Source organism: Cupriavidus basilensis (genome assembly GCF_000876015.1).
GTDB lineage: Bacteria > Pseudomonadota > Gammaproteobacteria > Burkholderiales > Burkholderiaceae > Cupriavidus > Cupriavidus basilensis_B.
The window spans coordinates 280,988-300,498 of the sequence record NZ_BBQM01000016.1; the positions used below are offsets into that span (position 1 = coordinate 280,988).

The following is a 19,511-nucleotide window of genomic DNA, read 5'->3' on the forward strand; positions in this document are numbered from 1 at the left end:
TTGCAAGCCAGGTAGTCCTCGAAGCCGATGCGGCCGCCATGCCGCCAGGCCTCGGCGGAACATGGATTGGTGGCGGCAAAGATCGGCCGTTAATTGCGTTACAAGGCATTCCCGCTCATGCGGCCGGATTGAAGGCGGCGCGGCCGGCCGGCGCGCCGTGCTAGAACAGCACGCTGCTCATCAGCGCCCTGGCCACGAGCTCGGCCTCGTCGGCGCTTTCCGCGTAGACCGACACCTCGCTCACCACCTGCCGGCGCCCGCGCCGGAGCACGCTGGCCACCGCGCGCAGGCTGGCCGCCCTGGCCGCTTCGAGATACTGGATGTTGAGCGAACCGGTGGCGCCGCCGCGCATGCTGCCGGCCTCGCAGCCCGAGGCCGCCGCGGCCGCGCCGGCCACGTCGATCAGCGTGGCGATCACGCCGCCGTGGACGATCTCGCCGACCGTGACGTTGGCGGGGCTGAACGGCAGCAGCAGCTCGACGTGGTCCACCGCCAGCACGTCCAGCGCGATGCCCAGCGCGCGGGCCACGGGCGAGCCCATCAGGACCTGCTCGACGGTCTGGCGGATACGCGGGTCGACGGGTGCGGCGGCATGGGAGCCGGCAGCGGCAGCGGCGCCCGCGCCGGACAAGGCGGCAACGAGAATCGGCATCGTGTTCTCCTGGATCGGGATCGTGGCAACAGGAGCAGCGTAGACCCGCGCGCCGCCGGCGCTCAATTACCTGACGGGTAATCGGCGGACTTCCGCGCGGCAAACTTCCGCGCGGCGATGTTGCGCCGCAGGCACCGGGCGGGCCGGGGCCGGGCCGGTCGCCGTTTATAATGTGCGCCCGTCCGCCCCGCCTCGCCGCCGCATGCCGTCAGACCTGTCAGACCCGCCAGACACCAACCCGCTTTCCGCGCGCTCCCCCGCCGCCACGCCGCAGCGCGACGAGGGCCAGCGCGACGAAGGCCTGTTCGACCGGCCCGACAGCCCCTGCATCGGCATCTGCTCGACCTTGTTCGACGAAATCTGCCAGGGCTGCGGCCGCACCGCGATGGAGGTCAGCAACTGGGTCTTCATGGACGACGCGGAAAAGCAGGCGGTGTGGGAGCGCATCACGCGCGAGGGCACGGCGCGGCGCTTCCGCCCGGAGTAGCCCCGGAGCCGGCCGCACCGACCACACTGGCCATACAGGCCGCGCCGCTCAGCCGCCGGCCAGCCGGCGCTCCATGTCCTCCACCTCGCGGCGCGCCGGCTGCTTGTCGATGCCGCTGGGCACGGCCCCGGGCCCGAACGGGCGCACGGCGCCGAGCAGCACGCTGTCGATGGCCGTGGCAAACCCGCTGCTCACAGCCCGGCCGCCTCCAGCCAGCGCGCGAACATGCGGCGGCCGGCCGCGGCCACCGCCGTGCCGATCTGCGCCGTGCGCGCGCGGATCTCGCGCGGGTCGATGCCGGCCTTGCCAAGCTCGACCGTATGCCCGACCAGCCAGCCTTCCAGCTCGGCCGGACGCACCTCGGGATGGAACTGCAGCGCCAGCACGTGGCGGTCGATGGCGTAGGCCTGGTGCGGCACGGCCGCCGTGGAAGCCAGCAGTTGCGCGCCGGCGGGCAGGTCGAAGGTGTCGCCGTGCCAGTGCAGCACGTTCCAGTCGGCGCTTTCCAGCTCGGCCAGCGCGGAGGCGCGGCCTGCCTCGGTAGGCCGGATCGGCGCCCAGCCGATCTCGCGCGTGCCGGGATAGACGCGCGCGCCGCTGGCGCGGGCGATCAGCTGCGCGCCCAGGCAGACGCCGATCACCGGCCGGCGCGCCGCGAGCCGCGCGCGGATGACGTCGATCTCGGCGTCGAGCCACGGATAGGTCTCGTTCTCGTACACGCCGATCGGGCCGCCGAGCACGACCAGCAGGTCGGCGGGATGCGCGCCGACCACGCTCAGGTCGTCGATGCCGGCGCGCAGCACGTACAGCGCGTGGCCGCGCTCGCGCAGGACGTCGCCCAGCACGCCGGCGTCCTCGAACGCAACGTGCTGGATCACATGGGTGGTGAACCTGGCTTGGGTCATGGCGGGCCTGTCCGGTCGATGCAAAGCTTCGATCTTACTGGCATCCGGGCATGCCGGGCAAACGGTCACGCCATGACATATCGCGCGCGCCGCACCGCACCGTCAGCGCGCCGTCAGCGCGCGCCGGCGGGCTTGAGCACCAGCGTGTCGAATGCCTCGTTGCCCTGCCCGCGGCGCGCCGGCGCCAGGGTGATGTACTGCACCGCGACCCATTTGTCGGTCCAGTCGCGGTAGTGCGTGGACATCACGTTGCCCGACTGCCCGGTCGAATCCATGAAGCGCGAGCCGGCCAGGTCGGAGAGGTCGTAGATGGCGCGCAGGCTGGCCGCGTGCACGCTTTCGAACGGCGCCGCCTCGTCGCGCAGGTTGTGGCGCCCCGCGTTGACGGTGTAGGTGTCGCCGCCGCTGGGCACCTTGACGTTGAACAGGCTGGCCAGGTAGGGCTGCCTGCCGAACGGCTTGTGCTCCATGCGCGCGGCGTGGGCGCTGCCCCAGCGCCAGCGCTCCGGCTTGTCGCCGTAGCGCTGGCCGAGGTCGGCAATGGCGCGGTGCCAGGCCGTGGCGATGGCGTCGTCGCAGTCTTCCCGCGCCGGCGTGGTGCTGTCGTCGCACCAGAACGCGCCGAGGCCGCGCGGATTGCGCAGCACGTTGAGCATGGGCTGCTGCACGTTGCGCTGCTCCCACATGCGGCCAAACAGCGGCTCGCCCACCTTGTCCTCGAACAGCGCGCGCGACAGTTCGCGCAGCCACGCCGTCGCCACCAGCGGCTCGGCCAGCCGGGGCTGCATGTCGCCATCCCACTTGCGCAGCGCGGCGATCAGCGCGCGCTCGTGCTCGGGCAGCGCCGGATCGCTGGCGACCGGGGCCGCCAGCAGCAGCGGCAGCGCGTCGCGCACGGCCAGCGAGAGCGTGTCCTTCTGGATCGCGCCGAAGCTGTCCGGGGTGTGCCGCGCGGTGGCGTCGAGCAAGGTGCGGATGCGCTGGTAGCGGTACGGCACGGTCCATTCGCTGGTCAGGAAATACGGGTAGTCGTCGCCGACGATCTTCTGGTTGGCGGTGGCGATGACGCCCTCCGGCGGGTTGAAGCTGCGCGGCAACTGCTCGAACGGGATGAAGCCGTTCCAGTCGTAGCGCGCATCCCAGCCCGGCGCCGGCGCCAGCCCCTTGAGGTCGTTGTCGGCGCGCCGCAGCGGCACGCGGCCGGGGGCGATGAAGCCGATGTTGCCGTCCACGTCCGCATAGACGATGCTCTGCTGGGGCGAGTGGAAATCGCGCATGGCCGCCAGGAACGTGGCCCAGTCGGTGGCGCGGTTGAGCAAGAGCCCGGCCTGGAAGGTGCGGTCGTCGGCGCGCAGCGCGGTCCACTGGAAGGCCACCACGTACCGCGCGCCGAGCGGCGCGGCGGCCGTGGCGACGGGCTCGGCGGCGTCGGAGATCACCGGGCCGTGGCGGGTCTCGCGCACGGTCAGGGTCACGTCGGGCGCGCCCTTCACGTGGATGGTCTCGCTGCGGGTCCTGAACTCGGCCCAGCCGTCCGGGGTCTGGTAGCGTTGCGCGCTGCCCGGCTGCAGGCGCTCGATGTACAGGTCCTGCACGTCGGGCGCGGTATTGGTGAAACCCCACGCGATGCGCTGGTTGTGCCCCAGCACCACCAGCGGCATGCCCGGCAGCGAGGCGCCGGCCACGTCCAGCCCGGGCGCCTGCATGTGGACGAAGTACCAGAGCGCCGGCGCCTGCAGGCCCAGGTGCGGATCGTTGGCCAGCAGCGGCTTGCCCGAGCGCGTGCGGGCGCCGGACACCACCCAGTTGTTCGATCCCATGCCCTCCACGTAGCCGGGCGGCGCCTGCCGCTCGACGCGCGCCATCGCCGTGGCCAGCGGGGCGAGATGCCGGTAGAGGCTGCCGTAGTCCATCGTGCGCGGCGAGCGCTCGCCGGGATACGGCGCCAGCAGCTCGTTGATGCGCGCCACCGGCAGCACCTGCGCCAGCCGCATGCGCAGCGTCTCCTGCGTCCAGTTGGCGCTCAGGTCCCAGGCCATCATGGTCTGCCAGGCCAGCGTATCGGCCGGCTCCCAGTGCTCCGGCCTGGTGCGCAGGAGCAGGAACTCGGGCGGCAGCGGGCCCTTGCGCGTGTCGATGTAGGCGTTGACGCCGTCCGCGTAGGCCTGCAGCGCGGCGCGCGTCTCGGGCGTGGCCTGCGCCAGGATGGCCTCGGCGTTGCGCCGCACGCCGAGCGTGCGCAGGAAGCGGTCGGTATCGAGCGCCGGCGGCCCGAGGATCTCGGCCAGCCGGCCCGAGGCGATGCGCTTGTTCATCTGCAACTGCCACAGGCGGTCCTGCCCGTGCACGAAACCAAGCGCGAAATAGGCGTCGAGCGGATTGGCCGCCTTGATGTGCGGCACGTCGTGGCGGTCGCGGACGATGGAGACGCGCTCGCGCAGCCCCGGCAGGCTCAGCGTGCCCGCCGTCTGCGGCTGCGACGCCTGCCGGTACCACGCATACCCGCCCAGCGCGCCCGCCAGCAGCAGCGCCACCAGCGTCAGTACCAGCCAGGCCAGCCGTTTGAACCAGCGCATCGATCGCTCTCCCCCGCGTGGCGGCATGCGCCCGCGGTGTTGTCTGTTTTTTGTCCCGTACTGCTGTCTCGGCACTGCTGTCTCGGTACTGCGTGCTCCCGGCCCGCCCGCGCCGCGCCGGACCGGTTCCGCGCGGCGCGGGCCGGCGGGATTGCGCATTATCGCCGAAGCGCCCGCGCATGAAAAATGCCCGGGCTTGCCGGGCATCCTGCGTGACCGCGGTGCGGCGGGCGGCGGCGCGCGGAACGATCCACCCCGCCCGCCGCCGCCGCGCCCGCCGCGCGTCAGGCGGCCGGCTTCTTCAGCTGCAGCGCCTTGTACTCGAGGAATTCCTCGAGCCCGTACTTGCCGGCCTCGCGCCCGTTGCCGGACTGCTTGTAGCCGCCGAACGGCGCCTGCATGTTGAACGGGCCGCCGTTGATGTCGACCTGGCCGGTGCGGATGCGGCGCGCCACGCGGATGGCGCGCGCTTCGTCGCCCGACCACACGCCGCCGCCCAGCCCGTAGATGCTGTCGTTGGCGATGCGCACGGCGTCTTCCTCGGTGTCGTAGCAGATGATCGACAGCACCGGGCCGAAGATCTCTTCCTGCGCCACGGTGGCCCGGGGATCGACGTTGCCAAGCACGGTCGGCTTGACGAAGAAGCCCTTGTCCAGCCCCGCGGGCGCTTCCGGGCCGCCCGTCACCAGTTCGGCGCCCTCGTTCAGGCCGCGCTGGATGTAGCTGGTCACGCGCTCACGCTGCGCGGCGGAGATCAGCGGGCCCAGGCGGGTGGTTTCCTGCAGCGGGTCGCCCACGGTGAAGGCATCGGCCACCTGCTTGGCGATGGCCTTGGCCTCCTCGTAGCGGCCGCGCGGCACCAGCATGCGGGTATGGGCCGAGCAGGTCTGCCCGGAGTTGAGGAAACAGGCACTGACGGTGCCCTTGACCGCGGCCGGCAGGTCCGCGTCGTCGAGGATCACCGAGGCGGACTTGCCGCCAAGCTCCAGCGCCACGCGCTTGACGCTCTGCGCGCCCAGCTCGGAGACGCGCTTGCCGGCGCGCGTGGAGCCGGTAAACGACACCATGTCCACTTCCGGATGGCTGGCCAGCACCTCGCCCACCACCGGGCCGTAGCCGGTCACGAGGTTGAACACGCCCGGCGGCAGGCCGGCGGCCTCGATCACCTCGGCCAGCACGAAGGCGTTGAGCGGCGCCACCTCGGACGGCTTGAGCACCACGGTGCAGCCAGCGGCCAGCGCCGGCGCCACCTTCAGCGTGATCTGGTTGAGCGGGTAGTTCCACGGCGTGATGGCACCCACCACGCCCACCGGCTCGCGCACCACCAGAGAATTGCCGACCTCTTCCTCGAACGTGAAGTTCTCCACCAGCTTGGCCGCCTGCGCCCAGTTGTAGACCGGGCCGCCGACCTGGATGGCGCGGGCCAGCTTGATCGGCATGCCGACTTCGCCGGCGATCAGTTGCGCCAGTTCCTCGCTGCGCTCCTTGAGCCCGTCCGCGATCTTGCGGATATAACTGGCGCGCACCGCCGGCGGCGTGGCCGACCAGGCGTCGAAGGCGGCGCGGGCGGCCTGGATGGCGTCCTCGGCGTCGCGCGCATGCCCTTCGGGGATGCGGCCCATGACGGCTTCGGTGGTGGAGTGGATGACGTCGATCTGGCCGGTGCCGTGGGGCACGACCCACTTACCGTTGATGAAGAGCTTGTCTCGTTGTTGCATGGCCACAGTTTTCAGTTGTTGAACAGGCGATTGCAAAATTTTTGTTACTTTTATGGTGCTCCACATTGTAGAGCGGTTTGGCGCCTCGTTTTTTTGCGGTGCGCCAGCCACCCGAACAACGTGGCGATAATCGGCCGAGCATGAGCCGAATCCGGGAACAGCGCGCCGCTCGCCGCTGCCGGCGCATAACAAGGGAGCAGACATGACCGACCCGGTGTTCCACAAGACCGAGCAGGGCCAGGACGAAATCCGCACGCGCGCGCGCAAGCTGGACCACAGGACGCGCGCGCTGCTGCTGATCGTCAACGGCGAGCGCCGGCGCAGCGAACTGCTGGCGCAGACCAGCGGCATGGGCGTAGGCCCGGAAGCCATCGAGGCGCTGCTGGAGGCCGGGCTGATCCACGCGGGCGCCGCCGCGCCGCCGGATATCGCCGCACCGGCCGCCCCGGCCGCCGCGCGCCGCGCCGGGCCGGAAGCGGCCGGCAGCGTGTTCCCGGCCTACGCCGCGCGCGGCGTAGGCGATGACGACGCCGGCCCCGCGACCTACCAGCAGCTCTATCACTTCTACACGGACGTCATCGGCCATCATCTCGGCCTGCGCGGCTACATGCTGCAGGTCAAGGTCGAGAAAGCCGCCGGCACGGCCGAACTCGCCGCGCTGCGCGGCCCGCTGTACGCGGCCCTGCACAAGGCCAGGGGAGAGATCACCGCGGCCGCCATCATCGACCAGCTCGACAGGATGGTGGGCGGCGAGGGGCGGATGCAGATCTGAACGGGCAAAAGAAAAAAGGGCCGCACACGGCGGCCCTCTTCTTCCATCAACCGGTCAAGGCAACTCAGCCCGCGATGCCCTGCGACTCCAGGTACTCGTCATACGTGCCCAGGTAGTCGGTCAGCGTGCCGTCGGTGCGCACTTCGATCACGCGCGTGGCCAGGCCGCTGACGAACACGCGGTCGTGCGAGACGAAGATCAGCGTGCCGGTGAACTTGTCCAGCGCGATCTGCAGCGACTCGATCGACTCCATGTCCATGTGGTTGGTCGGCTCGTCGAGCGCCAGCACGTTGTGGCGGCCCAGCATCAGCTTGCCCCAGATCATGCGGCCCTTCTCGCCGCCCGACAGCACCTTGACCGACTTCTTGATGTCGTCGGCCGAGAACAGCAGGCGGCCCATCGTGCCGCGCAGCGACTGGTCGTCGTCGCCGGCCTGGGTCCACTGGCTCATCCAGTCCATCAGGTCGCGGTCGTCCGGGAATTCCTCGTAGGTGTCCTGCGGCATGTAGCCGACGTTGGCGTTCTCGGCCCACTTGATGGCGCCGCGGTCGACTTCCACGCCGCGCTGCACGCCGTTCTGCACGGCCTGGTTGAGCAGGCTGCGCAGCAGCGTGGTCTTGCCGGCGCCGTTCTCGCCGATGATGGCCACGCGCTCGCCGGCCTGGATCGCCATCGACAGGTTGTCGATGATCTTGCGGTCGTAGGTCTTGGTGACGCCGTCCGCTTCCACCGCGAGGTTGTGCAGCTTCTTCTCGAACTCGAAGCGGATGAACGGGTTCTGGCGCGACGACGGCTTGAGGTCCTCGACCTTGATCTTGTCGATCTGCTTGAGGCGCGAGGTAGCCTGGCGCGCCTTGGACTTGTTGGCCGAGAAGCGGCGCACGAAGTCCTGCAGTTCGCCGATGCGCTCCTTGGCGCGCGCGTTGGCCGCCATCTGGCGCTCGCGCGCCTGCATGGAGGCTTCCATGTAGTCGTCGTAGTTGCCCGGGTAGACCTTGAGCGTGCCGTAGTCCATGTCCGCCATGTGGGTGCACACGGAGTTCAGGAAGTGGCGATCGTGGGAAATGATGATCATGGTGGAGTTGCGCTCGTTGAGCACGTCCTCCAGCCAGCGGATGGTGTTGATGTCGAGGTTGTTGGTCGGCTCGTCGAGCAGCAGTACGTCCGGGTTCGAGAACAGCGCCTGCGCCAGCAGCACGCGCAGCTTCCAGCCCGGCGCGACGCTGCTCATGGTGCCCTGGTGCTGGTCGGTGGGAATGCCCACGCCCAGCAGCAACTCGCCGGCGCGGGCCTCGGCGGTGTAGCCGTCGTACTCGGCATACTTGGCCTCCAGGTCGGCGGCCTTCATGTAGTCCTCGTCGGTGGCGTCCGGGTTGGCGTAGATGGCGTCGCGCTCGGCGGCGGCGGCCCACATCTCGGTGTGCCCCATCATGACCACGTCCAGCACGCGCATGTCTTCATAGGCGAACTGGTCCTGGCGCAGCTTGCCCAGGCGCACGCCCGGCTCGAGGATGACGTTGCCCGAGGACGGCTCGAGGTCGCCGCCGAGGATCTTCATGAAGGTGGACTTGCCGCAGCCGTTCGCGCCGATCAAGCCGTAGCGGTTGCCCTCGCCGAACTTGACCGAGATATTCTCGAACAACGGCTTGGGGCCGAACTGCATGGTGATGTTTGCGGTAGAAAGCACGTCTGGAACCTTGTATGAATGAGGGGGCGCGGGCGGCGCGGCACCGGTGCGCACGGCACGGAACCGGCGCGGCGATGCCGCGGAACGCGCGCACGCGGCGAAGGGCGCGGTGCGCGGTCCCGGCATGCGGCCGGGAAGCCCGACAGAATCCCGGCCGGAGACCGGGAAATAACCCGCGATTTTACCATCCGCAGGCCCGGGAAAGAAGCGATCAGCCGCCGATGGGCATCAGATAGGGGCGGAAGCGGCCGCTTTCAACACCGGATAACCCGACAGCGCCAGCGAGAAGCCGTCCGCGCGTGCGCTCAACTGCGCCTGGCCGCCCACCGGCAGCGTCAGCTTGCGCGGGCAGTGGCCGAACGGCAGGCCGGTCAGCACCGGCACCGCCAGGCGCTCGCGCAGGTAGGCCACCACCGCGGGCAGGTCGTAGCCGTTGTCGTAGTCGGTCACGCGGTAGCTGGAGAAGTCGCCCAGCACGATGGCGCGCTGCGCGCCCAGCACGCCGGCCTGGTCGAGCTGCAGCAGCATGCGCTCGACGCGGTACGGCGGCTCGTTGACGTCCTCCAGGAACAGGATGCCGCCCTCGATGGCCGGCATGAAGCGCGTGCCCAGCAGGCTGCACAGCATGGCCATGTTGCCGCCCCACAGCGTGCCGGACACGGTGCCGCTGAACGGCTGGCCGCCGGCCTGCGGCGCGTCCACGCCGATGGTGTAGGCCGCATCGTGCATCACGCCGGCGAAGTGTTCCCACATGAAGGGGTCGACCACCTCGGTGCCGAAGTCCGCCAGCAGCATCGGCCCGGCGAAGGTCACGCCGCCGGTGGCCGCCAGGTAGGCCAGCTGGAACGCGGTGAAGTCGCTGTGGCCGACGATGGGCGTGCCGGCGGCGCGCGCCTGCTCCGCGATGCGGGCGAAGTCCACGCGCTCCAGCAGCCGCGCGATGCCGTAGCCGCCGCGCACGGCCAGCGTCAGCTCGCGCGGCGCGCCGGTGCCGATGGCGTGCAGGTCCGCGAGGCGCTCGTCGTCGGTGCCGCCGAAGCGCAGGTAGCGGCGCGCCAGCACGTCCGGGTTGCCGACGTGGAAGCCATGCTGCCGGAGCCAGGCGCAGCCGCGCGCGGCGATGGCGACGTCGTGCGGATACCCCGACGAGGCGATCAGGCGGACCTCGGTCGGCGGCGTGGCGGAGTTGGCTGGTTGCGCTGGGTTCGGCATCGACGGGCTCATGCGTCTGGATCCGGGCTGGGGTCGGGGTGGCTTGGGTTGTCGCCGGTGGTTGTACCACAGCGCGCGCAGGCCGTGGGCGCGGCATCGGGCTCCTGTGCCGCCGGCTGTGGCTCCGGTTGTGGCTCCGGTTGTGGCGCCGGTTGTCCGGTGGATTGGGCAGACTGCTGCGCATCCTTCTGCGCCGCCTTCTGCGCGCGCCGCTTCGCCCCGAAGAACGCCTTGAGCATGCCGCCGCATTCGTCGGCCAGCACGCCGCCGGCGATGGTGGTCTGGTGGTTCAGCTGCGCCTGCCCGAACAGGTCGAGCACGCTGCCGGCCGCGCCGGTCTTGGGGTCGGCCGCGCCGAACACCACGTGGCGGATGCGCGCGTGGAGAATCGCGCCGCTGCACATCACGCACGGCTCCAGCGTCACGTACAACTCGCACTCCGGCATGCGGTAGTTGCCGACCACCTGCGCGGCGGCGCGCAGCGCCTGCATCTCGGCGTGCGCCGAAGGATCGACCGAGCGGATCGGCAGGTTGTGGCCGCGCGCGATGATGGCGTCGTTCCACACCACCACCGCGCCCACCGGCACCTCGCCGGCGGCCTCGGCCAGGCGCGCCTCGGCCAGCGCGGCCCGCATGTAGCGGCGGTCGCGCTCGGCGGCGGGATCGGCGGCTTGGTCGGGCTGCCCGGCTGCGGGCGGTAGCGGCGCGTTCATCGGATCGGTCGGGTCGGTCGGATCTTTCGGGTCTGGCATGCGCGGCGCGGCGCCTCAGTCCTGCGCGGGCAGGCTGAACGCGGCGCTGACCTCGGCCCAGCAGTTCGGCGTCTCGAACAGCACCAGGCGCGTGAGCTGCAACTGGTGGCCGAAGCAGTCCTTGAACACCGGCGCGAGGATGTCGAAGGCGATCTGCGCCAGGTTTTCCACGGTGGGAACGGCTTCCAGCACGACCGTCTTGTGCCCTTCCATCGACTGCAGGAAATTCAGCAGCGCGGTATCGCCGCGATGGATCAGGAAGGCGTGGTCCCACTTGTCGACCAGGTGCGCGTTGGCCAGCGCCTTGATGTCGCCGAAGTCCAGGATCATGCCTTCGTCCGAGGCGCCCGCGCTGCGCAGCACTTCGCCCGACAGCGTGAGGTCCAAGCGATAGCGGTGGCCGTGGATGTTGCGGCACTGGCCGCCGTGGTTGGGAATGCGGTGGCCGGAATCGAATTCCAGCCGGCGGGTGATGGAGACTTGCTTGTTCATGGATGCCGGTATGTGCAGGTGCGGTGATCGGGGCGGACGAAACGTTCGGGACGAGGGTCTGGACGATTGGCCGGGATCACCGGATACCTAGCAGCTTGTGGGTCTGCAGCGACAGGCGCCAGCGCGGGCGGCGCTGGCAGAACGCCACCGCCAGCGCGGTATTCTGCCGCGCCAGCGGGCCGTCCATCGCCTGCACCAGGAAATGGCGGAAATCGAGCCGCTCGTATGCGGCGAAATCCTGGCCGTCCTGCGGGATCACCACCTTGAGCTCGTCGCCGCGCGTGACCACCAGCTCGGCGCCCGTCTTGGGGCTGACGCAGACCCAGTCCACGCCGTCCGGCACCGGCAGCGTGCCGTTGGTCTCGATGGCGATCTCGAAGCCGCGCGCGTGCAGCGCGCCGATCAGCGGCGCGTCGAGCTGCAGCAGCGGCTCGCCGCCGGTGCAGACCACCAGCGGACGGCCGGCGGCGCCGGCCTCCACGTCCCGCGGCCAGTGCGCCGCGACCTTGTCGGCGAGCGCCTCGGCGGTGCGGTACTTGCCGCCCTCGGTGCCGTCGGTGCCGACGAAATCGGTGTCGCAGAACTGGCAGACCGCGCCGGCCCGGTCTTCTTCGCGCCCGCTCCAGAGGTTGCATCCGGAGAAGCGGCAGAACACCGCGGCGCGGCCGGCGTTGGCGCCTTCGCCCTGCAGTGTGTAGAAGATTTCCTTGACGGCGTAAGTCATGCTGATGGCGATGCGATGGTAAGGCGGTTGTGAGTCTGTCGTGTGTCTTTGCGGGTGCGCGGCAGCCATTCGCGGCAGACGTGCGTGGCTGCGGATACGGGCGGCGGCGGAAAGCCGGCGGACGGATCGGGCCGGCGGGCGGCGATGCCGGAACGGCAATCCCGCGCGGGCGGCCGGCAAGCTGGCGGCCACCCGGAATCGATGGCCAATGGCCAGGCTACTGCGGCTAACTCGCTATTTTCGCACAGGTAGCGGATCGGCTCCAGCCGTGCCGGCCGCGCGGCGCGCTCCCGGCGGCACCTTGGCCCACTGCGCCACCCGCAGCCGCGCGCCGACGAAGTCCAGGAAACAGGCGATGCGCGCCGACAGCTGCGTATTGAGGTAGTAGACCGCGTTGATCGACTGCCGCTCCTCGATGGTGTCGCGCATCAGCACCTGCACCAGGTCGCCGCGCCGGCGGTCCTCCTCGGTCATGAAGTCCGACAGGCAGACCAGCCCCTCGCCGGCGAGCGCGAGCTGGCGCAGGGTCTCGCCGCTCGATGCGGTCAGGTGCGGCGTGACGTGCACTTCCTCGCCCATCGCGCCGCGCAGCGGCCAGCGGTTGAGCGACTCGGGCTGGTTGAAGCCGATCAGGCTGTGGCCGGCGAGGTCGTCCACCGATTCGGGCCGCCCGCGCGCCTTGAGATAGGCCGGACTGGCCAGCACGCGCACGCGGCTGCTGGCCAGCGGACGCGCGTGCAGCGTGGAGTCGCGCAGCGTGCCAATGCGGATGGCCACGTCGGTGCGGTGCTCGAGCAGGTCGATGATCTGGTCGTTGGTGTTGAGCTCCAGCTCGATCTCCGGGTAGGCGCGGCGGAACTCGCCCACCAGCGGCACCACCACGTGGAGCATGAACGGCGACGCCGCGTTCACCCGCAGCCGCCCGGCGGGCCGCTCGCGGCGCACCGCCATCTGCTCCTCGGCCAGCTCCACCGAGGCCAGGATGCTGCGCGCGTGGGCCAGCAGCGCCTCGCCCTCCTCGCTCAGCGCCAGCCGGCGCGTGGTCCGGTGCAGCAAGGTGGTGCCGACCTTGTCCTCGAGGCGGCCGAGCGCCCGGCTGATGCCGGACACGGTCTGCCCCAGTTGCTCGGCGGCGGCGGTGATGGAGCCGCTGTCCACCACGGTGGCGAAGGCCTGGAGTTCTTCGAGTGTGATCTTCATTCCCGAATACTAGCGCGCCGAAGCGGCGCCGCCGTATTCGGGTCCGGGCCATGCCGGCGGCTCAGGGCAGGCCGAGATAGTCGCGCTTGCCGATCGGCACGCCCTTGTGGCGCAGGATGTCGTAGGCCGTGGTCACGTGGAAAAAGAAGTTCGGCAGCGCGAAGCCCAGCAGGTAGGACTTGCCGTCGAACTTGACCGGCTCGGGCCGCAGCTTGAGCTCGACGATGCGGGTGTCGCTGCCTTCCAGCTGCGCCGGCTGGATGGTCTTCAGGAAAGCGACCGTCCTGGCGATGCGCTCCTGCAGTTCCGGGAACGTGGCCTCGTTGTCGGCGAACGACGGCATCTCGATGCCGGCCAGCCGCGCCGCGCAGCCCTTGGCGCTGTCGCTGGCGCGCTGCACCTGGGCCGGCAGCGGGTCCATGTCCGCCACCAGGCGGGTCTGGATCAGGTCCGACGGGTCCATGCCCTGCGCCTGCGCGAACGCGGCGCCCTTGTCCAGGATGGCCGACAGATTGCCGAAGGCCCGCAGGAATACCGGGATCGAAGCTTCATACATGGAAAGTGACATGGGGGTGTCCTTGGCTGGGGTTGGCTGGCGCCCGCACCGGGGCGGACGCGCGACCGCGAGCATAAACCGTTTGCCGGCTTTGCGCAGGGCCGCGCCGGCGCCCTCCCCGCTCCCGCGCCTTCCCCTGCCTCAGGGCCGCTTCACCGGCGGCGCCATGTAGGTCGGCGCGATCGGCTCGCGGACGCAGCGCGCCAGGATCGCGTCGATGTCGGCCATGCTCTGCGCGTCGATGTGCCAGCCAAGGATCTCGCCGACCGGATCGAGCTGCTGCGGGCGGCGCGCGCCCCACAGCGCGATGGTCGGGCCCTTGTCGAGCACCCAGCGCACCGCCAGCGCCAGCACCGACTTGCCGAAGCGCTCGCGCGCCAGCGCCTCGAGCGCCTGCACCGCGGCCAGGTATTCCTGGAAGCGCTCGCCCGAGAACTTAGGGTCGATCTTGCGCAGGTCGTCGCCTTCATACGTGGTCGACGCGTCGATCCTGCCCGACAGCAGGCCGCGGCAGATCGCGCCGTAGCTCAGCACCGTCAGCCCGGTCCGCGCGGCGTAGGGCAGCACGTCGGCCTCGATGTCGCGCTCGAACAGGTTGTACGGCGGCTGCACGGCGTCCAGCGTGGCGACGGCGCGGAACGCGTCCATCTGCGCCGGCGAGAAGTTGCTCACGCCGATCGCGCGGATCTTGCCCTCGCGGCGCAGGTCTTCCAGCACGCGCGCGGTTTCCTCGAGCGGGGTTTCGAGGTCGGGCCAGTGGATCTGGTAGACGTCGAGCACGTCGGTCTGCAGCCGGCGCAGCGAGTCCTCGACCTCCGTGCGCAGGCGCGCGGCGCGCGAATCGCGAAAGACCTTGCCGTCCTTCCAGTCGAGCCCGGCCTTGGTGGCGATCTGCACCTTGCCGCGCAGGCCGGCCTCCTTCAGCGCCTTGCCGACGATCTCTTCCGAGCGGCCGAAGCCGTAGACCGGCGCGGTATCGATCAGCGTCACGCCCAGCTCCACCGCGCGCTGGATCGTCGCGATGGCCTCGCGCTCGTCGATGCCGCCCCACATCCAGCCGCCGATGGCCCAGGTGCCGAGGCCGATGCGCGAGGCCCGGATGCCCGAGCTGCCGATTTCAATCTGTTCCATGCATGACTCCGTCAAGTGTGGCTGCGAGCCGGCCGCCCCTTCGGTCAAGGGGCAAACCCGCCGCACCGTTGCAATATGCCCGCTGCGCGCTTATCTTTCCAATAGAAGATAGAGATTCGATTTATCCCATACGGAGATAAATCACTGGAAAGCAAGGAAACGCATGGAGCTTAGACAGTTGCGGCATTTCGTGGCGGTCGCCGAGGAAGGCAGCTTCACCGTCGCCGCGCAGCGCATGAACATCGTGCAGTCGGCGCTGTCGACCTCGGTCCGCTCGCTCGAGGACGAACTGGACGCGAAACTGTTCGCCCGCACCACGCGCCACGTGCGCCTGACCGCCGCCGGGCGCGCCTTCCTCGGCAAGACCAGGGAAGCGCTCGACGCGATCCGCCAGGGCCGCGAGATGGTCGCCGACATCGCGGCGCTGCGGCGCGGCAAGCTCAGCATCGGCACGGTCCAGAGCCTGCCCGCCTTCGTCGACCTGCCGGCGCTGCTGGCGCGCTTTCACGGCCAGTACCCGGACATCGAGGTCCACCTGTGCCAGGGCAGCGCCTCGCACCTGATGGACAAGGTGCGCGCCGGCAAGCTCGACTTCGCCATCCTGCCGATCGGCGAGCCGCCGGCCCAGCTCGCGACCACGCAGATCGCCTGCGAAAGCCTGGTGCTCGCGTGCGCGCGCGGCCACCGGCTGGCGGGCATGGAGGAAGTCTCGCTGGCCACGCTCGCCGGCGAGCCCTTCGTCGACTTCGAGCCGGCGCACGGCACGCGCCGGCTGGCCGACCGCGGCTTCGGCGAAGCCGGCGTGGAGCGGCGCATCGCCTTCGAGGTCAGCGATCTCGACACCCTGCTGGCGCTGGTGGCGCGCGGGCTCGGCGTGGCGCTGGTGCCGCAGGCGGTGGCCGAGGCGCGCGGCGCGACGCTGTCCTTCGTCCCCCTCGCGGCGCCCGAGATCTGCTGGGAACTGGTGGTGGCCTACACCGAGCACGGCAAGACGGACGGCCACGGCCTCGATGCGGCGCCGGGCGCCTTCCTGGAACTGCTGGTCGGCCGCGGCGCGGCGGCGCCGGAGCGGGAGCCCGGCGCCGCCGAACGGGCCGAGGCCCTGCCGGCATCCTGATTTAAGATAGGCGGCTACCGCCCCCCCGGCTGAGGCACGCGCCGCCCCGACGACCACATGAACGCCCCGTTTCCGATTCGCAAGGAATGCCCGCCTGGCGCCTGCAACTGCAATCGCGAGGCGCTGCTGAGCGACCCGCGCGCCGACATCCGCATCCTGCAGCTCACGCAGGAAGAAGAAAAAAGGCTGGTGGCGCGCCTGGAAAGCCTCGCCAGCCTTGCCGACCTGCGCAAGATGGAAGAGCGCATGCGGGCGCTGCTGGGCATCGTCGTCACCATCACGCCCAGCATCCACGAAGTGCGCACCACGCGCGGGATCAGCATCCGGGTGGAAGACCAGCCCGGCTTGTGCCGCAAGACCCGGCAGGCCATTCCCGCGGCCATCCGCCGCTGCCTGGATGCCAGGCCCGAGATCGCGTATGCGATTCTCGACGCGCACGACCTGCTGGGCGGCACGCGGGAGTAGCCCGCGCGCCCCATTTCACCGGCGCGGCCGCGCCGTCAGGCCGCCGGCAGCGCCCGGAACCATGCCGCCAGCGAAGGCGCCCGCGGCGACCAGCCCAGGCGCCGCGCATTGGCGGCGCGCACGAAACTGTTCGAGCCGACGCCCAGGCGGCCGGCCTCGCCGTACTCGCGGATCACGTGCTCGATGGGCAGGCCGATGGTCTTGCCGCCGAAGCCGAGATGGTCGCTGATCAGCGCGGCGATCTCGTTGAAGGCGGCGTGGCCGTTCTCGGCAAAGAAGAAGGACCCGCCCGGCGCCTTTTCCATTGCCAGCAGGTAAAGATCCACGAGGTCGTCGATGTGGACGTTCGAATAGCGGTTGAGGCCCTGGCCGAAATAGACGCCCGCGCCGGCCTGCCGGGACAGCGCGACCAGCTTCGGAATCTGGTCGCTGTCGGCCTGGATGCCGCGCCCGGCGCCGTAGACCATGCCCGGGCAGATGACCACGGAGCGGATGCCCTTCTCGATCGCCGCCTGGCGCACGTAGCGGTTCATGTCGACGCGCGGGCGCCGGTAGGGAACCGGCTCGAAGGCGTCGTCCTCGGTGAGCGGCGTCTGCGCGGCACAGGCGCCGTCGGCATGGTCCGCGACGATGGCCGAGCCGGTGGTGTGGATCAGCAGCTTGCCGCTGCGCTCCAGCGCCGCGGCCAGGGTCAGCAGCGCGCCGGCGTGGTCGGCGTTCGCCGCGTGGATCACGGCATCGGCGGCGCGGGCGGCCGCGGCGAGCACCTCGGCGTCGTCCAGCGTGCCGGCCACCGCGCGGATGCCGCGCGCTTCCAGCAGCGGAACCTGTTCCGCCGACCTCGCCAGGCCCGTCACGTCATGGCCCGCGGCCACGAGCTTGGCGGCGACCGAGCCGCCGATGTAGCCGGCTGCGCCGGTAATGAAGATCTTCATGCTGCTGCTCCGCTTGCAGAGGGTTGGGAGGAATTCGCGCCCGCCAGGCGCCGGCGATGCTCCAGCAGTGCCGCCATGTTCCGGCCTTCCAGCTCGGCGAACGCGGCCGCGGCGGCCTCGCCGGTCATCAGGAGGTCGGGATCGAGGCCATCGCCGAGCCGCTCGAGCTGCATGTTGTTCCACGGCAGGATATGGAACAGGTTCAGCGCGGCTTCCGGCGCCGCCAGCCGGTCGATCTCGCCGGCGAGCAGGCGCCGCGGCGCCTCGGGATCGGCGATCAGCGGGCGGCCGAGGCCGACCACGTCGAGGTCGCCCGCTGCCAGGGCCTCCCGCATCGCCGCGGCGCCGCGGAAGCCGCCAGTGACCATCACCGGCATCCTGGCGACCTTGCGCACCGCGCCCGCGAACGCCACGAAATACGCTTCGCGCGCGGCGCTGCCGGCGCGGGGGCCGTCCTCGCCCTCGTCCTTCACCGCGACGCCGACCACCTTGGGCTGCTCCAGCGACCCGCCCGACAGTTCCAGCAGGTCGAGGCCGGTATCGTCAAGCCGTTTCACCAGCTCGACGCATTCGGCATGGGTAAAGCCGCCGCGCTGGAAGTCCGAGGCATTGAGCTTGATGCCGACCGGAAAGCGCGGCCCGACCGCGCCGCGCACGGCGGCGATCACCTCGACCAGGAAGCGCGCGCGGTTCTCGAGGCTGCCGCCCCAGCCATCGCCGCGGCGGTTGGACAGCGGGCTGAGGAACTGCGAAATCAGGTAGCCGTGCGCGGCATGGAGCGACAGGCCGGTGAAGCCGGCGTCCTTCACCGCCTTCGCGGCGAAGGCGAACTGGCCGATGGCGTGGGCGATCTCCGCCTCGGTCATCGGCCTGGGCCTGGCGAAGCTGAAGCCGGCGCTGCGGATCACGTCGATCTCCACGTCCGAGCACGACAGCGGCGCGGGATTGATGTGGCTGCTGACCTGGCGCCCGGTATGGCTGAGCTGCGCCCAGAAATGCGCGCCCCGCGCCGTGCCCGCCCGCGCGAGCGCGGCAAGCTGGCGGCGCCCGCCGCCGTCGTCGATCACGATGTTGTTCGGGCGCTCCAGGTGCCAGCGGTCGACCTGGATGTTGCCGGTCAGCAAGAGGGCCGCGCCCGAGCCCGCCCAGCGGCGGTACAGCGCCTCCAGCCGCGGCGTGGCATGGTTGGCGGCATCGGCGAGCCCTTCGCTCATCGCCGCCTTGGCAAGACGGTTGGCGAGCGTGGCGCCGCAGGGCAGGTCAAGCGACTGGTCGAGAGAAATCGTCATGGCGTGTACGAAGTGGCGAGAGCGGTGGCGATAACGGAGAAAGCGGCGTGAACGGCAGCAGCCGCCTCAATTCGACAGCAATCGCTGTCGTATATACGACAATGATCGCTGTCGTATAAACTGTCAAGAGGCAACAGGGAGGCACATGGCAAAAACCTGGTCAACGGACAATCCGAAAGCGGCGCTGATGGCACGCAAGCAGGCCCTCATCGTCGGGGCCGCGCTCAAGGCATTCCTGGAAGCGGGCTACGCGCAGGCGTCGGTCAACCGCATCGCCGCCGACGCCGGCGTGTCGATCAAGACCCTGTACCGGCACTTCGAAAGCAAGGACGACCTGTTCAGCGCCGTGATGCAGGCGGCGTGCGGCAAGATGCCGGGCACGGCCCACGCCGGACATGACGAGGCGCCGCCGGCCTGGTATGCCGCCGCGCCCGCCGAGGCGCTGCCGCTGGCCGGCGAGGAATACCTGCGCCATGTCCTGTCGCCGGAGCAGCTGGCGCTCTACCGGGTCGTGGTGCGCGATGCGCACCGCTTTCCCGAGCTGGGACAGCGCTACCTCGAGCAGACGGCGGGCGTGCGGGACGCCAGGTTCGCCGGCTACCTGGACCTGTGGAGCGCGCGCGAAGGCTGGCGCGTCGGCGACCAGCGCGCCGCCGCCCAGGCCTTCGCCGGACTGTTGAAGGCGGGGCTGTTCGACGACGTGCTGCTGGGGATTCGCCAGCCGTCGGAGGACGACATCGCGGCGCGGGTGAAAGGCGCGGCCCGGGACATGCTCGCGCTGCTGCGGGCCGGGTATTTCTGACGGCGCTCCGGAGGACGGAGGCTATCCAGGGGGAAGTTC

20 protein-coding genes are annotated in these 19,511 nt (G+C 70.4%); 5 read left to right on the forward strand and 15 right to left on the reverse strand.

Annotation, left to right across the window (positions count from 1 at the left end):
* Positions 1–160: 160 nt before the first annotated feature.
* On the reverse strand, positions 161–652 hold the full coding sequence (locus KF708C_RS17540; protein WP_020201631.1) for a PaaI family thioesterase: 492 nt from the start codon (positions 650–652) through the stop codon (positions 161–163).
* Positions 653–854: 202 nt separating this feature from the next.
* Between KF708C_RS17540 and KF708C_RS17545 the strand changes: the two genes are divergently transcribed.
* Positions 855–1,139, forward strand: coding sequence for a DUF1289 domain-containing protein (locus KF708C_RS17545; RefSeq protein WP_020201632.1), 285 nt, complete (start codon positions 855–857; stop codon positions 1,137–1,139).
* 48 nt (positions 1,140–1,187) lie between these two features.
* On the opposite strand, the gene KF708C_RS35750 is transcribed toward KF708C_RS17545, so the two are convergent.
* The 4 genes from KF708C_RS35750 to KF708C_RS17560 form a co-directional block, all read right to left on the reverse strand.
* Entirely contained in the window at positions 1,188–1,334 is a 147-nt protein-coding gene (locus tag KF708C_RS35750) for a hypothetical protein (RefSeq protein ID WP_020201633.1), read from the reverse strand.
* Complete coding sequence (locus tag KF708C_RS17550; protein WP_020201634.1) at positions 1,331–2,044, reverse strand: glutamine amidotransferase; 714 nt, start codon at positions 2,042–2,044, stop codon at positions 1,331–1,333. Before KF708C_RS17550 ends, KF708C_RS35750 begins: the two co-directional genes overlap by 4 nt.
* A gap of 113 nt (positions 2,045–2,157) precedes the next feature.
* Positions 2,158–4,620 carry a penicillin acylase family protein gene (locus KF708C_RS17555; protein WP_059412773.1) on the reverse strand — a complete coding sequence of 821 codons (2,463 nt, stop codon included), beginning with the start codon at positions 4,618–4,620 and terminating at the stop codon, positions 2,158–2,160.
* Positions 4,621–4,904: 284 nt separating this feature from the next.
* Positions 4,905–6,338, reverse strand: a complete 1,434-nt coding sequence (locus KF708C_RS17560; RefSeq protein WP_059412774.1) for an aldehyde dehydrogenase family protein — start codon at positions 6,336–6,338, stop codon at positions 4,905–4,907.
* A gap of 202 nt (positions 6,339–6,540) precedes the next feature.
* Here KF708C_RS17560 and KF708C_RS17565 point away from each other — a divergent pair, with 202 nt between their 5' ends.
* Positions 6,541–7,110, forward strand: coding sequence for a hypothetical protein (locus KF708C_RS17565; protein ID WP_059412775.1), 570 nt, complete (start codon positions 6,541–6,543; stop codon positions 7,108–7,110).
* 64 nt (positions 7,111–7,174) lie between these two features.
* On the opposite strand, the gene KF708C_RS17570 is transcribed toward KF708C_RS17565, so the two are convergent.
* The 8 genes from KF708C_RS17570 to KF708C_RS17605 all read right to left on the reverse strand — a co-directional run bounded on the left by KF708C_RS17570 (position 7,175) and on the right by KF708C_RS17605 (position 14,864).
* The gene (locus tag KF708C_RS17570) at positions 7,175–8,797 is read right to left on the reverse strand and encodes an ABC-F family ATPase (RefSeq protein WP_059412776.1); all 1,623 of its coding nucleotides are present in this window, start codon (positions 8,795–8,797) and stop codon (positions 7,175–7,177) included.
* Between the two features lie 228 nt (positions 8,798–9,025).
* Positions 9,026–10,009 carry a muramoyltetrapeptide carboxypeptidase gene (gene ldcA / locus KF708C_RS17575; RefSeq protein ID WP_020201639.1) on the reverse strand — a complete coding sequence of 328 codons (984 nt, stop codon included), beginning with the start codon at positions 10,007–10,009 and terminating at the stop codon, positions 9,026–9,028.
* Between the two features lie 8 nt (positions 10,010–10,017).
* Positions 10,018–10,761 carry a tRNA adenosine(34) deaminase TadA gene (tadA, locus tag KF708C_RS17580; protein WP_370552845.1) on the reverse strand — a complete coding sequence of 248 codons (744 nt, stop codon included), beginning with the start codon at positions 10,759–10,761 and terminating at the stop codon, positions 10,018–10,020.
* 15 nt (positions 10,762–10,776) lie between these two features.
* Positions 10,777–11,253, reverse strand: a complete 477-nt coding sequence (queD, locus tag KF708C_RS17585) for a 6-carboxytetrahydropterin synthase QueD (protein ID WP_020201641.1) — start codon at positions 11,251–11,253, stop codon at positions 10,777–10,779.
* A gap of 76 nt (positions 11,254–11,329) precedes the next feature.
* Entirely contained in the window at positions 11,330–11,977 is a 648-nt protein-coding gene (gene queE / locus KF708C_RS17590) for a 7-carboxy-7-deazaguanine synthase (protein ID WP_059412777.1), read from the reverse strand.
* A 234-nt stretch (positions 11,978–12,211) separates the two neighbouring features.
* Positions 12,212–13,177, reverse strand: coding sequence for a LysR substrate-binding domain-containing protein (locus KF708C_RS17595; protein ID WP_059412778.1), 966 nt, complete (start codon positions 13,175–13,177; stop codon positions 12,212–12,214).
* Between the two features lie 61 nt (positions 13,178–13,238).
* Complete coding sequence (locus KF708C_RS17600; protein WP_029043308.1) at positions 13,239–13,745, reverse strand: DUF1993 domain-containing protein; 507 nt, start codon at positions 13,743–13,745, stop codon at positions 13,239–13,241.
* A gap of 129 nt (positions 13,746–13,874) precedes the next feature.
* Complete coding sequence (locus KF708C_RS17605; RefSeq protein WP_059412779.1) at positions 13,875–14,864, reverse strand: aldo/keto reductase; 990 nt, start codon at positions 14,862–14,864, stop codon at positions 13,875–13,877.
* Positions 14,865–15,027: 163 nt separating this feature from the next.
* Here KF708C_RS17605 and KF708C_RS17610 point away from each other — a divergent pair, with 163 nt between their 5' ends.
* Together KF708C_RS17610 and KF708C_RS17615 are read left to right on the forward strand one after the other, a co-directional pair.
* Positions 15,028–15,981, forward strand: coding sequence for a LysR family transcriptional regulator (locus KF708C_RS17610; RefSeq protein WP_059412780.1), 954 nt, complete (start codon positions 15,028–15,030; stop codon positions 15,979–15,981).
* A gap of 57 nt (positions 15,982–16,038) precedes the next feature.
* Complete coding sequence (locus tag KF708C_RS17615; protein ID WP_020201648.1) at positions 16,039–16,446, forward strand: hypothetical protein; 408 nt, start codon at positions 16,039–16,041, stop codon at positions 16,444–16,446.
* Between the two features lie 35 nt (positions 16,447–16,481).
* Here the strand turns inward: KF708C_RS17615 and KF708C_RS17620 are convergent, their stop codons facing one another.
* Together KF708C_RS17620 and KF708C_RS17625 are read right to left on the reverse strand one after the other, a co-directional pair.
* Entirely contained in the window at positions 16,482–17,381 is a 900-nt protein-coding gene (locus KF708C_RS17620; RefSeq protein ID WP_059412781.1) for an NAD-dependent epimerase/dehydratase family protein, read from the reverse strand.
* Positions 17,378–18,670 carry an NADH:flavin oxidoreductase/NADH oxidase family protein gene (locus tag KF708C_RS17625; RefSeq protein ID WP_059412782.1) on the reverse strand — a complete coding sequence of 431 codons (1,293 nt, stop codon included), beginning with the start codon at positions 18,668–18,670 and terminating at the stop codon, positions 17,378–17,380. The genes KF708C_RS17620 and KF708C_RS17625 overlap by 4 nt, the downstream gene beginning before the upstream one ends.
* A 187-nt stretch (positions 18,671–18,857) precedes the next feature.
* Here KF708C_RS17625 and KF708C_RS17630 point away from each other — a divergent pair, with 187 nt between their 5' ends.
* Positions 18,858–19,472 carry a TetR/AcrR family transcriptional regulator gene (locus tag KF708C_RS17630; protein ID WP_059412783.1) on the forward strand — a complete coding sequence of 205 codons (615 nt, stop codon included), beginning with the start codon at positions 18,858–18,860 and terminating at the stop codon, positions 19,470–19,472.
* The last annotated feature ends 39 nt before the right edge of the window (positions 19,473–19,511 follow it).

Excerpts from the sequence above, each read along its gene's own strand:
- KF708C_RS17540 (WP_020201631.1), bottom strand. The coding sequence starts at position 652 with ATGCCGATTCTCGTTGCCGCCTTGTCCGGCGCGGGCGCCGCTGCCGCT.
- KF708C_RS17545 (WP_020201632.1), top strand. The coding sequence starts at position 855 with ATGCCGTCAGACCTGTCAGACCCGCCAGACACCAACCCGCTTTCCGCG.
- KF708C_RS17550 (WP_020201634.1), bottom strand. The coding sequence starts at position 2,044 with ATGACCCAAGCCAGGTTCACCACCCATGTGATCCAGCACGTTGCGTTC.
- KF708C_RS17555 (WP_059412773.1), bottom strand. The coding sequence starts at position 4,620 with ATGCGCTGGTTCAAACGGCTGGCCTGGCTGGTACTGACGCTGGTGGCG.
- KF708C_RS17560 (WP_059412774.1), bottom strand. The coding sequence starts at position 6,338 with ATGCAACAACGAGACAAGCTCTTCATCAACGGTAAGTGGGTCGTGCCC.
- KF708C_RS17565 (WP_059412775.1), top strand. The coding sequence starts at position 6,541 with ATGACCGACCCGGTGTTCCACAAGACCGAGCAGGGCCAGGACGAAATC.
- ldcA (WP_020201639.1), bottom strand. The coding sequence starts at position 10,009 with ATGCCGAACCCAGCGCAACCAGCCAACTCCGCCACGCCGCCGACCGAG.
- tadA (WP_370552845.1), bottom strand. The coding sequence starts at position 10,761 with ATGCCAGACCCGAAAGATCCGACCGACCCGACCGATCCGATGAACGCG.
- queD (WP_020201641.1), bottom strand. The coding sequence starts at position 11,253 with ATGAACAAGCAAGTCTCCATCACCCGCCGGCTGGAATTCGATTCCGGC.
- queE (WP_059412777.1), bottom strand. The coding sequence starts at position 11,977 with ATGACTTACGCCGTCAAGGAAATCTTCTACACACTGCAGGGCGAAGGC.
- KF708C_RS17595 (WP_059412778.1), bottom strand. The coding sequence starts at position 13,177 with ATGAAGATCACACTCGAAGAACTCCAGGCCTTCGCCACCGTGGTGGAC.
- KF708C_RS17600 (WP_029043308.1), bottom strand. The coding sequence starts at position 13,745 with ATGTCACTTTCCATGTATGAAGCTTCGATCCCGGTATTCCTGCGGGCC.
- KF708C_RS17605 (WP_059412779.1), bottom strand. The coding sequence starts at position 14,864 with ATGGAACAGATTGAAATCGGCAGCTCGGGCATCCGGGCCTCGCGCATC.
- KF708C_RS17610 (WP_059412780.1), top strand. The coding sequence starts at position 15,028 with ATGGAGCTTAGACAGTTGCGGCATTTCGTGGCGGTCGCCGAGGAAGGC.
- KF708C_RS17615 (WP_020201648.1), top strand. The coding sequence starts at position 16,039 with ATGAACGCCCCGTTTCCGATTCGCAAGGAATGCCCGCCTGGCGCCTGC.
- KF708C_RS17620 (WP_059412781.1), bottom strand. The coding sequence starts at position 17,381 with ATGAAGATCTTCATTACCGGCGCAGCCGGCTACATCGGCGGCTCGGTC.
- KF708C_RS17625 (WP_059412782.1), bottom strand. The coding sequence starts at position 18,670 with ATGACGATTTCTCTCGACCAGTCGCTTGACCTGCCCTGCGGCGCCACG.
- KF708C_RS17630 (WP_059412783.1), top strand. The coding sequence starts at position 18,858 with ATGGCACGCAAGCAGGCCCTCATCGTCGGGGCCGCGCTCAAGGCATTC.